This window comes from Pseudomonas sp. P1_C12, from assembly GCF_056406435.1.
Genome location: NZ_JBFUAE010000012.1, coordinates 110,010 through 122,214, shown reverse-complemented (window position 1 = coordinate 122,214; position 12,205 = coordinate 110,010). Strand labels below are relative to the sequence as shown.

12 protein-coding genes are annotated in these 12,205 nt (G+C 59.7%); 8 read left to right on the top strand and 4 right to left on the bottom strand.

Going from position 1 to position 12,205, the window contains the following annotated elements; translation table 11 throughout:
• Window positions 1-11: 11 nt before the first annotated feature.
• From AC1D19_RS20545 to AC1D19_RS20535, 3 genes are all read right to left on the bottom strand, one after another.
• Window positions 12-980, bottom strand: a complete 969-nt coding sequence (locus AC1D19_RS20545; protein WP_477764366.1) for an ABC transporter substrate-binding protein — start codon at window positions 978-980, stop codon at window positions 12-14.
• Window positions 981-1,254: 274 nt separating this feature from the next.
• Complete coding sequence (locus AC1D19_RS20540; RefSeq protein ID WP_477764365.1) at window positions 1,255-2,838, bottom strand: rhodanese homology domain-containing protein; 1,584 nt, start codon at window positions 2,836-2,838, stop codon at window positions 1,255-1,257.
• Complete coding sequence (locus tag AC1D19_RS20535; RefSeq protein WP_477764364.1) at window positions 2,835-3,443, bottom strand: cysteine dioxygenase family protein; 609 nt, start codon at window positions 3,441-3,443, stop codon at window positions 2,835-2,837. The genes AC1D19_RS20540 and AC1D19_RS20535 overlap by 4 nt, the downstream gene beginning before the upstream one ends.
• A gap of 231 nt (window positions 3,444-3,674) precedes the next feature.
• Between AC1D19_RS20535 and AC1D19_RS20530 the strand changes: the two genes are divergently transcribed.
• Window positions 3,675-4,580, top strand: coding sequence for a LysR family transcriptional regulator (locus tag AC1D19_RS20530; protein WP_477756364.1), 906 nt, complete (start codon window positions 3,675-3,677; stop codon window positions 4,578-4,580).
• Between the two features lie 123 nt (window positions 4,581-4,703).
• Window positions 4,704-5,498: a class II aldolase/adducin family protein gene (locus tag AC1D19_RS20525; RefSeq protein WP_477764363.1), complete on the top strand. Its 795-nt coding sequence runs from the start codon at window positions 4,704-4,706 to the stop codon at window positions 5,496-5,498.
• 153 nt (window positions 5,499-5,651) lie between these two features.
• On the opposite strand, the gene AC1D19_RS20520 is transcribed toward AC1D19_RS20525, so the two are convergent.
• On the bottom strand, window positions 5,652-6,740 hold the full coding sequence (locus AC1D19_RS20520) for an LLM class flavin-dependent oxidoreductase (protein WP_477764362.1): 1,089 nt from the start codon (window positions 6,738-6,740) through the stop codon (window positions 5,652-5,654).
• 372 nt (window positions 6,741-7,112) lie between these two features.
• On the opposite strand from AC1D19_RS20520, the gene AC1D19_RS20515 reads away from it, so the two are divergent.
• The 6 genes from AC1D19_RS20515 to AC1D19_RS20490 all read left to right on the top strand — a co-directional run bounded on the left by AC1D19_RS20515 (window position 7,113) and on the right by AC1D19_RS20490 (window position 11,935).
• Window positions 7,113-7,997, top strand: a complete 885-nt coding sequence (locus AC1D19_RS20515; RefSeq protein ID WP_477764361.1) for an ABC transporter permease — start codon at window positions 7,113-7,115, stop codon at window positions 7,995-7,997.
• A 1-nt stretch (window position 7,998) separates the two neighbouring features.
• A complete protein-coding gene (locus AC1D19_RS20510; RefSeq protein WP_477755659.1) occupies window positions 7,999-8,799 on the top strand; it encodes an ABC transporter ATP-binding protein in 801 nt (266 codons plus the stop codon).
• 37 nt (window positions 8,800-8,836) lie between these two features.
• A complete protein-coding gene (locus AC1D19_RS20505) occupies window positions 8,837-9,862 on the top strand; it encodes an ABC transporter substrate-binding protein (protein ID WP_477764360.1) in 1,026 nt (341 codons plus the stop codon).
• Between the two features lie 48 nt (window positions 9,863-9,910).
• Window positions 9,911-10,723 (top strand): energy transducer TonB, encoded by an 813-nt coding sequence (locus AC1D19_RS20500; protein WP_477764359.1) that lies wholly within the window; start codon window positions 9,911-9,913, stop codon window positions 10,721-10,723.
• 86 nt (window positions 10,724-10,809) lie between these two features.
• A complete protein-coding gene (locus AC1D19_RS20495) occupies window positions 10,810-11,532 on the top strand; it encodes a MotA/TolQ/ExbB proton channel family protein (RefSeq protein WP_477764358.1) in 723 nt (240 codons plus the stop codon).
• A gap of 1 nt (window position 11,533) precedes the next feature.
• Window positions 11,534-11,935, top strand: a complete 402-nt coding sequence (locus AC1D19_RS20490) for an ExbD/TolR family protein (RefSeq protein ID WP_477764357.1) — start codon at window positions 11,534-11,536, stop codon at window positions 11,933-11,935.
• Window positions 11,936-12,205 lie beyond the last annotated feature (270 nt).

Genomic DNA, 12,205 nt, shown 5'->3' with positions numbered 1-12,205 from the left:
CCGTCGCATCGTTAGCGGGATGCCTGGTTGAGTGGGGCGCGCCTGGCGTTGAAGCTCTTGTCGAAACCTTGGGAAACGTCGATGTGTTTTCCGAGAATTCCTTCTTCCTGGTAGATGTCGGCGGTGGTTTGCAGACCGCCGATGACCTGGTCGTCAATCTGCACCGGTTGCATGTGCGTGCCCTTGGCCACGGCGATGTGCACGTCCAGCGGCAAGCCGGTGACGCGCGCCTGGGCGGCGGCATATTCCTCGGGATGGGCGTTGGTCCAGCGGTAGGCGCGATCGACCCGGGCGACGAAATCGTCCAGTTGCTGGCGTTTGCCGGCGATGGCCTGGCTGGTGGCGGCGAAGTACAAATGATTGGTCAGCAAGGTTTCGCCGCTGACCAGCACCTTGGCCTGGCTTTGGGTGGTGGAAATGGTGGTGTAGGGATCCCACGTCGACCAGGCGTCCGCGCTGCCGTTATCCAGCAGGATTCGCGACTCGCTCGGCAGCAGGTAGATGAACTGCACGTCGTGGGTGCTCAGGCCGGCATTGCGCAAGGCTTTGATCGCCAGGAAGTGGCCGATGGAGCCGCGGGTGGTGACGATTCGCTTGCCCTTGAGATCGCTGGCGTTGTTCAGCGGTGAATCCTTGGGCGCAAGGATGGCCGTGGTGTAGCGGCCCTCGGCGTGCACGATGCTGACAACCTTGATCGGCGCTCCGGCTCCGAGAGTGAACACGTAGGGCGCATCGCCCAAGGCACCGATGTCCACGGCCCCGGCGTTCAATGCTTCACCGAGGGGCGCGGCGGCTGGAAACTCGGAGAACTGGATGTCGTAGGGCACGTTCTTCAGCTCGCCGGAGACTTCCAGCAGCACTTTGACCGTGGATTTCTGATTGGCCACCAGCAATGGCTGAAGGTCGGCGGCGTGGCTGGTCGCACAGAAGGTGAGGGCGCCGGCGATCAACAATCGTTTGAAGGGCAGGGTAAGGCTCATGTGGCGTACTCCAGGTGGATCTTGCTGAATTGGGGTACCTCCGCCTGGAGAAGGGGTCGGTCTGGTGTTAACACTATTCCTATAAAAAATGAGTGTGAAATTCTTTTTGGTTATATGTTAATTATAAAAATAAGTAATTATATTTATATATAATATGTGCAGTATATGTTTTGTGCGGCCGTGATCCCGCAGGCGAGCCTTGAATAAAGAAGGGGAGGTGTGGAGCAGGAGAGCTTCCTGTGCCTTGCACAGGACACAGGAAGCGAGGGGCGCTTCAGATCACGAAAAATCCATGGGTGCCGTCGCGGGCCAACTGGTCGACCAGTCCGAACTCCCAGTCCAGGTAGGCCTGCATCGCTTCGCGCGGGTTGTCGGTGCCTTCATAAGGACGGCGATAGCGGTCGATACGCGGTGAGGCCAGGCGGGTTTCGCCTTCCTCCAGGGGCAGTTGCGCGGCGATCCAGCTGGCCGTGCCACCTTTGAGCAGAAACACCGCTTTGCCCGTCAATGCCTCGACCTCAGCCACCGCCAGGCGAGCCAGCTGACTGCTGCCGCAGGTCAGCACGTAGCGTTCTGCTGGCGGCACCTTGGCCAACGCTTCGCGCAGTTGCCCGCGCAAGGCCCACCACGCACCGGGGATATGGCGTTTGACGTAGTTGGCGCTGCTAGTGAAATCCAGTAAGACAATGTCGCCATGGGTCAGCCATTCGGCCAGGGTCTCGGGGCTGATTTCCTCGGCCTGTGGTGGTGCGGGAACGGGCGCCTGCCATGCTCCTTTTTCGCTGAAGTGCGCAGGTTGCACGTCATCGAGCACATGCACTTGCCAACCCAGTTGTGCAAGCCACGAAGCCGACATGTTGGCCCGCACGCCATCGTCATCGACCAGCACCAGGCGCGCACCGCGTACGCTGGCGAAGTGGTCGGTTTCCTGCACCAACTGGCCGCCGGGTGTCGAGCGGGCGGCGGGCAGGTGGCCGGCTTCGAATTCTTCCGGGGTGCGCACGTCGAACAGGTAGGTGCTGCGGGTCGGCTCCTGTTGCCAGCGTTGCAGGTCCGCCAGGGTGGCGCGGCCTACCCGGGCTTTGTCAGCGACGCGACGGGCATCGCGGGCGGCAATTTGCCGATGCTCTTCGCTGGTCGGCGCGAATTGGCGCGACTGCCCGTGCTGCAGTTTCTGTCCTGCCAGGGTCCAGCCGATGGTGCCGTTGCGCAAGGCCGAAACCGGGTTGGCGATGCCGGAGTTGATCAATGATTGAGTGCCGATAATGCTGCGGGTGCGGCCGGCGCAGTTGACGATGATGCGCGTGGCCGGGTCCGGTGCCAGTTCCCGGGCGCGCAGCACCAGCTCGGCCCCCGGTACGCTGATACCGGTGGGAATGCTCATGGTCTGGTATTCATCGAAACGCCGGGCATCGAGCACCACCACGTCGGCCTCGCTGTCGAGCAGTGCCTGGACTTCTTCCGCCGCCAGGGAGGGCGTGTGCCGCTGGCTTTCCACCAGTTCGCCGAAGGCTTTGCTCGGCACATTGACGTCGATGAACAACTCGCCACCGGCGCGGCGCCAACCGTCCAGTCCACCTTCGAGCAGGCTGACGTTGATGTAGCCCAAGTCTTGCAGACGCTGAGCGGCGATGCTCGCCAGCCCTTCACCATTGTCGTAGACGGTCACCTGGGTATTGCGCCTTGGAATTCGCGAGTACACCTCAAGCTCAAGTTTCGACAATGGAATGTTGGCCGCGAACAGCGGGTGCGATTCGGCGAAGGGCGCTTCTTCGCGCACATCCACCAGCGCCAGTTCTTCTCGGTTCAGCAGGGCCTGGCGTATTTCAGCGTAGGAGCGGGTGAGTGCAGTGCTCATAGGGCTTGGCTCTCTTTGGACAGATCCCAGATATTGGGGAGAAAGGCGTTGGAGTAACCGGAGATGAACAGCTTCTCGCTGCCGTCGGCCTGGTACACCGCGCGACGCACGGCCCCGATGTTGGCACCGTAGACATGGATGCTGATCGAGACCTGGTCATCAAAGGCGTTGCTGACCTGGTGAATGTCCCCGATTTTTGGCGACACCGCTTCAACCTGGCCCGGCCGCAATTGCACACGGCTACCGTCGGTGATCAAGGCGCCGTCGCTGTTGCGCTGGAAACCTTGCGAATACTCCGCGCCGCGCAACATGCCAATCAACCCCCAGACCCGATGGTCATGGATCGGTGTGCTTTGCCCCGGCCCCCAGACAAAACTGACGATACTGAACCGCTGCCGTGAATCGACATGCAGCAGGTATTGCTGATAGCGCTCGGGGTCTGGTCGGGCGAAATCTTCCGGTAGCCAGTCATCATGACTGACCAATTGACCGAGTAGCTTGCCGCCACGATGCAACAGATCACCCTCGCGAGGGTTACTGTCGATCAATTCCGCCAAGGCGCCTATGAATGCTCTGAGTCTCTCCGGGTGTCGGGCCTGGGTCATGGCGATTCCATCGTTCGTTGTGAAAGTTGACCCTTTGATTTAAGCATAATGTTTTATATCAATATGCGATTGTTTAATGATTAGGTTATAGCTGAAAGGAATTTATAACCCTTTCGCATAGCGCCATACGCTATTGATCGATCGCCCGGCGTGGGGGCGGGCTATCCTTCTTTCGACAATGGAACTATGCTTTTCAGACATCTTATTGACTGTTCTCTATGTGCGGGCCAAATGAAAATTGATGATATCGACGCTTTTGTCGAAGTGATTCGTTGCCAGTCCATCAGCCATGCCGCCGAGTCGCTGCAACTGACTCAGCCGGCCATCACGCGGCGCGTGCAGAACTTTGAGCAGGCGTTGGGTGTGGAGTTGTTCGATCGCAACACCAAACCGCTCAAGCCCACGCTGATCGGTACGCGGGTGTATGAACAGTGCCGTTTGATCCTGCGGGAAATGGATGCGCTGCGCGAGCTGGTGGCCACCGACGCACCGCCCACCGGGTTGTTACGCCTGGGCGTTCCGCAAACCATTGGCGATGTGGTGCTGCTCGATGCGCTCAAGCATTTGCGCATCGAATACCCCGAGCTGCGCGCTCAGGTGGCCACGGGCTGGGGCAGTCAATTGGTCGCAAAGATCGAGCGAGGTGAACTGGACGCAGCGGCGGCTCTGTTCCCGGCCGGCAAGATTTTCCCGGACAACATTGTCGGCGAGTCGATTGGCAAGATGGAACTGGTGGTGGTGTGCGCCAAGTCCCAATTGCCCAAGCGTCCGTGCAAGCTCGCCGACGTTTACCAGAATGGCTGGATTCTCAATCCCGATGGCTGCGGTTTCCGTGCCGGTCTGCAACGAACCTTGTCGGACCAGGGGCTGGCCCTGAGTGTCAATCTGGAAACCTTCGGCACCGAACTGCAACTGGGCCTGGTCGCCGACGGCATGGGGCTGGGGTTGGTGCCGCGTCCGTTGCTGGAACGCAGCACGCATTTCGAACAGTTGGCGGTGATGCCGCTCAAGGACTTCAAGCCGGTGATGGACCTGTGGCTGATCTATCCGCATTTCCTTGGCAATCTGCAAGGGCCGGTCGATGCCTTTGGCAAACTGGTCGCCGGATCGCTGCAGAAGATCAAGCGTGCAGCGTGATGATCGGCCCGGAATATAATAAAAAAAAATAATAATTAGCTTAGATTAAAATGTGCTTTTTATTATTTTTTGCCTTCCCATAGGCTGGCTGGAGATCCTTAAGGCCATCCAGGAAGTTTTGCCATGAGTAGCGTCAGTCCGTTATCCAGCGTCTCGAAAAATGTTCGCCAACGGGTCAGTCCCGAAGAGTGGGAAGTGCGAGTAAAACTGGCTGCGGCCTATCGGCTGGCGGCCCTGTTCAAGTGGACCGACCACATCTACACGCATTTTTCCTCGCGGGTGCCGGGGCCGGACGAACATTTCCTGATCAATGCCTTCGGGTTGTTGTTCGACGAAATCAGCGCCTCGAATCTGGTCAAGGTGGACATCGACGGCACCATCGTCGACGACCCCACCGGGCTTGGCATCAACCCTGCCGGTTATGTGATTCACAGTGCGATTCATGCGGCGCGTCCGGACCTGCAAGCAGTCCTGCATACCCATACGCGCGACGGCATTGCGGTATCCGCGCAGCGCGACGGGTTGTTGCCGATCTCCCAGCATTCGATCGGTTTTTCCGGGCGGGTGGCTTATCACGGTTACGAAGGCGTCGCGCTGGATCTGGACGAGCGCGAGCGTCTGGTGGCGGATCTCGGTGATAAAAGTGTGTTGATCCTGCGCAATCACGGCTTGCTCACTGCGGGCATCAGCGTCGAACATGCATTCCAGCAACTGCATGGTCTGGAGCGCGCCTGCAACATTCAGATCGCGGCGCAGGCTGCTGGCAACGCTGAGTTGATCTTCCCGCCAGCCGAAGTGGTGGCCAAGGTCGAGAAACAGGCTGAGGTGTTCAAGAGCGGTGAAGGACCGGGCGTGGCGCGGCACTGGGATGCACTGATCCGTCAGCTGGAGCGTAGCGATACGTCTTACAAGGAATAGCTGAAGGCAAGATCAAAAGATCGCAGCCTGCGGCAGCTCCTATAGGTTTTGAGTACACCCGGGAATTCCCGGGTGTCCACGTCTCTGTAGGAGCTGCCGCAGGCTGCGATCTTTTGTGGTTATGAGGCTTGCCGGAGCAAGCCTGCTTTAGGGTCAGGCGACTTTTTCCGCCGCTTGCCGCTCACGTTCAGCCACCAGTTTGCGGGTCAGCGGGATCAGGCGCTTGCCGTAGTCGATGGCGTCTTCAAGCGGATCGAAGCCACGAATGAGGAACGTGGTGATGCCCAGGTCGTAGTAGTCGAGCAAGGCTTCGGCCACTTGTTCTGGAGTGCCGACCAGTGAGGTCGAGTTGCCTTGTGCACCCAGCAGCCCGGCGATGCCGGTCCACAGTCGCTTGTCCAGGCGTGCGCCTTGGGCGGCAGCGGCGAGCAGTCGGCGAGAGCCCTCGTTGGGTGGTTCGCGGCGCACAAATCCGTTCTGTTCGGCCAGCGCGGTGGCCTGTTGCAGGATGCGCTCGGCGCGTTCCCAGGCCTGGTCCTCGGTGTCTGCCAGAATCGGGCGCAGCGACAAACTGAAGCGAATGCTACGACCGTGTTTGGCGGCCTCGGCGCGCACTTGCTTCACCACGTCGCGCACTTGTTCGTAGGTTTCGCCCCACAGCGCATACACGTCCGCATGCTTGCCCGCGACTTCGATGGCCGCCGTCGATGAACCGCCGAAATACAAGGGAATGTGCGGTTGTTGCGGTGACTTCACGGCTGAGTGCGCCCCCTCGACCTGGTAATACTTGCCCTCATGGTCGAAGGGTTTTTCGCTGGTCCATTCCTGACGCAGCACGTCGAGGTATTCGTCGGTGCGCGCATAGCGCTCGTCCTTGTCGATGTAGCTGCCATCGGCACGCAGTTCCCGATCATCGCCGCCGGTGATGATGTGTACGGCGGTGCGGCCGCCATTGAATACATCGAGGGTGGTGAACTGGCGTGCGGCCAGGGTCGGCGCGGCAAAGCCAGGTCGATGGGCAATCAGGAACTTGAGTTTTTTGGTCACGCTGGCGGCGTGCGAGGCAATCAGCGTGCTGTCCGGGCTGTTGGAGTGGAAGGCTATCAGGGCCCGGTCAAACCCGGCCTCGTCATGGGCGCGTGCCACTGTTTCCACATAGTCGGGCTGCAGGACAGGACCGCTGCGAGGGTGGATTTCCGAAGATTGGTGACCGCCGATGTAGCCGATGAATTCAATCGTCATGGGGAGTTCCTTTTCATTGAATAGGTGTGATTCAAGCCTCCACCTGGCATTGGGGTCGGTCTGTAGGGCCAAAAATAGGCGTAGCGGCTGTGGCTGTGAAATGCCGTTTGGTTCTAAGTTAATTATTAAAATAATGAATGACTTAAATTGTTTTGTATGAGTAATGCGCATTTTAAGCGACGCCTTCCATGCAGCCCGCAGCGGCTGCACTTATCATGCAAACAATTTATCAGGCTGGCCTGCTATCTGATTTTTAATCATATTAGGTTATTCCCAAAAAGAATTTCACTGAGGTTTTTTATGCGAATAGCATGAAAACCGAAGCTCACGCATGGCACCTCTGGCCATGTTCTTTATGAGGAAGGAAGCCTGATGACTGAAAAAACCTTCGATACATCGAGCGCCAGCAGCTCGTTTTCCGTCACCAAGGCTGCTCGCCACACAGGTGAGTTGCAGGGCGCGTCGAGGCTGCTCCCCAATTGGCTGCGCAACTGGCGGACACCTGAAGTGTTGCTGCGTTTGCTCAGCCCGATCGCGCTGTTGCTGTTATGGGAACTGGCGTCGCAAGCGGGGCTGATCCCGCAGCGTGTCATCGCGGCGCCCTCGCAGATCGGCGGCACACTCTGGGCGATGATTGCGTCCGGCGAACTGGGCAAGCACTTGCTGGTGTCACTGCAACGGGCGCTGGTGGGCTTGAGTATTGGCGTCAGTGTTGGTGTGGTCGCGGCCTTGATCAGCGGGCTGTCCAAGCGCGGCGAGGTGATACTCGATTCACCGCTGCAAATGTTGCGCACCATTCCTTCGCTGGCGTTGGTGCCGCTGTTCATTCTCTGGTTCGGTATCGGCGAATTCACCAAGATTGCGCTGATCGTGACCGGTACGACGTTCCCGGTGTACCTGAACCTGTTCGCCGGAATTCGCAACATCGACCCCAAACTGATCGAGGCCGCCAACACGCTGGGGCTCAATCGTCGCGAGCTGATCTGGCACGTGATTCTGCCGGGTTCCTTGCCCTCATTCTTTGTCGGCCTGCGCTACTCCCTGGGGATTTCCTGGTTGGCGCTGGTGTTCGTCGAGCAAATCAACACCACCGCCGGCATCGGCTTCCTGGCCAGTGATGCGCGGGACTTCATGCGCACCGACGTGATCGTCATTTGCCTGCTGATTTACAGCGTCCTCGGTCTGTTGATCGACGGACTGATCCGCACGCTGGAGCGTTTCGCCCTGGCCTGGCGCCCAACTTTTGTGAGGAATTGATATGTCGAGCATCGATCTTCTGGACGCGTCCAAAGCAATACATTCGGCAGCACCGGTACAACTGCGCAATGTGGTGCGCCAGTTTGGCCAGCAACGGGTCATCGATGGCCTGGATCTGGATATCGCTCCCGGCGAATTCGTCGCGTTGCTGGGGGCCAGCGGTTCGGGCAAGACCACTTTGCTGCGCAGCCTGGCCGGGCTCGACAGTATCGACAGTGGTCAATTGCTGGTGCCGAAGGCGAGGGCGGCGGTGTTTCAGGAACCTCGTCTGATGCCCTGGAAGCGCGCCTGGAAGAACGTGATTCTCGGCCTGCATATCCCGGACGCCAAGGCGCGCGCGGTACAGGCCCTGACCGAAGTGGGGCTGGCTCATCGGCTCGAAGCCTATCCGGCCACGCTCTCCGGCGGTGAAGCGCAACGCGTGGCGCTGGCCCGTGGTTTGGTCCGCGAACCCAAACTGTTGCTGCTGGATGAACCGTTCGCTGCACTCGATGCGTTGACCCGGATTCGCATGCATCGGCTGATCATCGAGTTGTGGCGTAAACACACGCCGGCGGTGTTGCTGGTGACCCACGATGTGGATGAAGCCATCCTGTTGGCTGACCGGGTCATCGTGCTGGCCAATGGCAAGATCGCCGACCAATTGACCATCGATCTGCCCCGGGCCCGAGACTCCGGCCAGGAAGGTTTTCAGGCCATCCGCGCGCGGTTGCTGGGTCTGTTGGGGGTTGAAGTGGAAGCCGTTGCCGTCGCTGAGCGCCGGGCACCCAACACTTCGGTCCGGCGTTTCGCCCATGGCTGATTTCGCTTCCAGTCTTTTGAATCAGGGAGGGGCCGCCATGTCGCTACGCGTATGGAAATCTGCAGCGGTGTTGCTCTCGGGAGCCGCACTGCTGCTCAGCGGTTGCGGTGAAACGGTCGACAACAAAACGGCATCCGCTGTTCAGTCTGACTTGTCCGGTGTGACGCTGGTGCTGGGCGATCAAGCCAAAGGCTTGCGCACCGTGGTCGAGGCAGCGAACGCGCTGGATGGCATCGACTACAAGGTCGAGTGGGCGAACTTCCAGGGCGCGGCGCCCTTGTTCGAAGCCCTGCGCGCCGGCGCCGTCGATCTGGCCCCGGCCGGTGATACGCCGGTGCTTGCGGCCGCCACCGGCGGGACACCGTTGCGCATCGTCGCCGTTCGGCGCAGTCAATCAAGAGGGATTGCGATCCTGGTACCCGCCGATTCGGCCATTCATGGCGTGGCGGATCTGAAAGGCCGAAACGTTGTGGTGTCTTCGGCCCGAGGCAGCATTTCCCAGTACCTGTTGATTCGTGCGCTGGCCAATGCCGGGGTCGACGAGAAAGACGTCAACATCGGGTTCGTCCTGCCGACCGACGCCCTGGCAGCCTTCAACGCCGGCAAGATCGAAGCCTGGGCCACGTTCGGTATCTATCAGGCGTTTGCCGAGCAGCAGGGTGCTCGAGTGCTGATCAGCGGCGAGGGCATCAACACCGGGCTGACCTTCATTACCGCCTCGGATGAAGTCCTCACCGACCCGCTCAAGCGCAAGGCGCTCAGTGACGTGCTGCAGCGTTTCGCCAAGGCGTTCGAGTGGGCCCGGCAGAACCCTGACGAGTACGCCCGGGTCTTCGCCAAGGTCAACGACATACCGCTGGATGTCTCGCAACGCCTGCGCAGCTGGGGCGACGAGTCGCTGTTGCCGGTCGAGTCGCGGGATGTCCAGGCCTTGCAGCAAGTCGATGATTTGTTCGTGGAAAAGAACATCTTTCCCCATCGCGTCGACGTGGAGAAGCTCACGGACACTGCGGTGTTTTCCGCGGCACCGTTGACGGTGACGCAGTCAGAGACGGCGCGGTAGTCCGGGTCGCGGCGCGTGTTCAATTTGATGAATTACAGGAGTCTATCAATGGGCAATGTCCAGAGCGCCGCCAGTGCCCTAGAGGTGTTCCGACACCCGCTACCCGGCGGTGAACTTCTCGACATCGGTCGGGTTTTTCGCGAACCCCTGGCGTTGTCGCGGCTGCACAGCACGCCCAAGCGCGTGTTGAGTCGTCGCGAAGTGGTCTTGTTGGGTGTGCTCGCGCTGGTGTTGCATGGTGCGGTCATTGTCTGGATCAACCAGGCACCTGCGCCTCAACTGCCCGTGGTGCCGCCGCAGATTCCACCGATGACCATCGAGTTCTCGCAACCGGCACCACCGGTGGTGGTACCCCCGCCGCCCGAGCCGATCCCGCAGCCGGTGGTCGAACCGCCACCGCCGGTGGAAGATGAACTGGCCGTGAAACCACCGCCACCCAAACCGGTCCCCAAACCAAAACCGGTGGTCAAACCTGTACCTAAGCCCGTGGCAAAACCTGTGGAGCAGCCGCAGGCGCCGCCTGCGCCACTACAACCGGTCGCCGCGCCAGCTCCTGCTGCACCGCCTGCACCGAAACCGGTGACGCCGGCCTCGGCCAGCGCCGCTTACTTGCGCAATCCGGCACCGGAGTATCCGTCGCTGGCGATGCGTCGTGGCTGGGAAGGCACGGTGTTGCTGCGGGTACATGTATTGGCCAGCGGCAAACCGGGTGAAATCCAGATCCAGAAAAGCAGTGGCCGCGATCAACTCGATGACGCGGCGCTGGCAGCGGTAAAGCGCTGGAGTTTCGTGCCGGCCAAACAGGGCGATGTCGCCCAGGACGGCTGGGTCAGCGTGCCGATCGACTTCAAAATCAAGTGACTCAACCCTTCTGAATTACACCGCGGGCTACCTGACACAAGGCGCATCGCTACAACCGATCCAATGCCTTGCTGGAGAGCCTGACCATGAACCTGATCGCATCCCCTTTCGAATCCATCGAACACGCCGTCATCTGGCTGCTGATCCTCTTTTCCGTCGCGACCTGGGGCCTGGTCTTGCTCAAGGGTTTGCAGTTCACCCGCCTGAAGACGCAAGACCGCAAGTTCCATAAACAATTCTGGGCCGCTTCCAGCCTGGATTCGGCCGCCGAACTATCCCATGACCAGCCTGGAGCGGCAGCCCGTGTGGCACTGGCCGGTTATGCAGCGATTCAGGTGAGCGACAACCAGAACACCGATCTCAGTCAGTCGATCAACCACCAGGACCGTCTCGAGCGCGCCTTGCGTCAGCAGATCGTGCGTGAGCGGCGCTCGCTGGAAAGCGGCCTGGCCATCCTCGCCAGCATTGGCAGCACGTCGCCCTTTATCGGACTGTTCGGGACTGTGTGGGGAATCATGTCGGCGCTCAAAGGCATCAGTGCGGCGGGCTCGGCGAGCCTGGAAACCGTGGCCGGGCCGATCGGTGCTGCCCTTGTCGCCACGGGTGTCGGCATCGCTGTCGCGGTACCGGCGGTGCTGGTTTACAACTACTTTCTGCGTCGCCTGAAACTGACTGCCGCCGACCTCGACGACTTTGCCCATGACTTCTACAGCCTGGCGCAGAAGCATTCGTTCCGTGTGCTGTTGCACCCGGTATTGAGCAAGTCCGGCGCCACTGTCGCCGGTCAGAAAGTAAAGGAGGCCTCCTGAAATGGCATTCTCCACACAAGACAGCGATGAAGTGCTCAGCGAGATCAACGTCACACCCCTGGTGGACGTCATGTTGGTGCTGCTGGTGGTGTTCATCGTCACCGCGCCGCTGCTGACCAACTCCATTGCGATCAACCTGCCGAAGACCGAAGCGGTGGCGCCGGTGGAGCAGAAAGATCCGCTGGTGGTGAGCATCGACGACAAGGGCAAGGTGTTCATCAACAAAGACGAAATCCAGCCTGATTTGCTCGAGTTCAACCTGCAGGCCGCCAAGGCGAAAAACTCTGACGTGCGCGTGCAATTGCAAGCCGACAACGGGGTGAATTATGGCGAAGTGGCGCGGGCGATGGCTTCGATCGAACGGGCGGGGATTACCAGGCTGTCGGTGATTACGGCGAAGTAAGAAACGTTGAAGTCTCTCGAGTTTTTACATGATAGGGGGGCGTATGGTCCGTCTCCCGGCGGAGAAGAAAAACAAGTCGATACTGGTTAGATCGTTTATTTCTTTCAGTTATGCAAAAAGATTTAAGTTGCATATCCAAAGCCGATGAAACGGCGTGATGGCTTTAAAGAAATCTGCAATGGCAATTAAGCGGCTGCTAAAACAGTCGTAACTCCCCCTGGTACTTCATTAATCTGGCTCCGACGTCCGTTTTTGCTGCTGGATCACCCT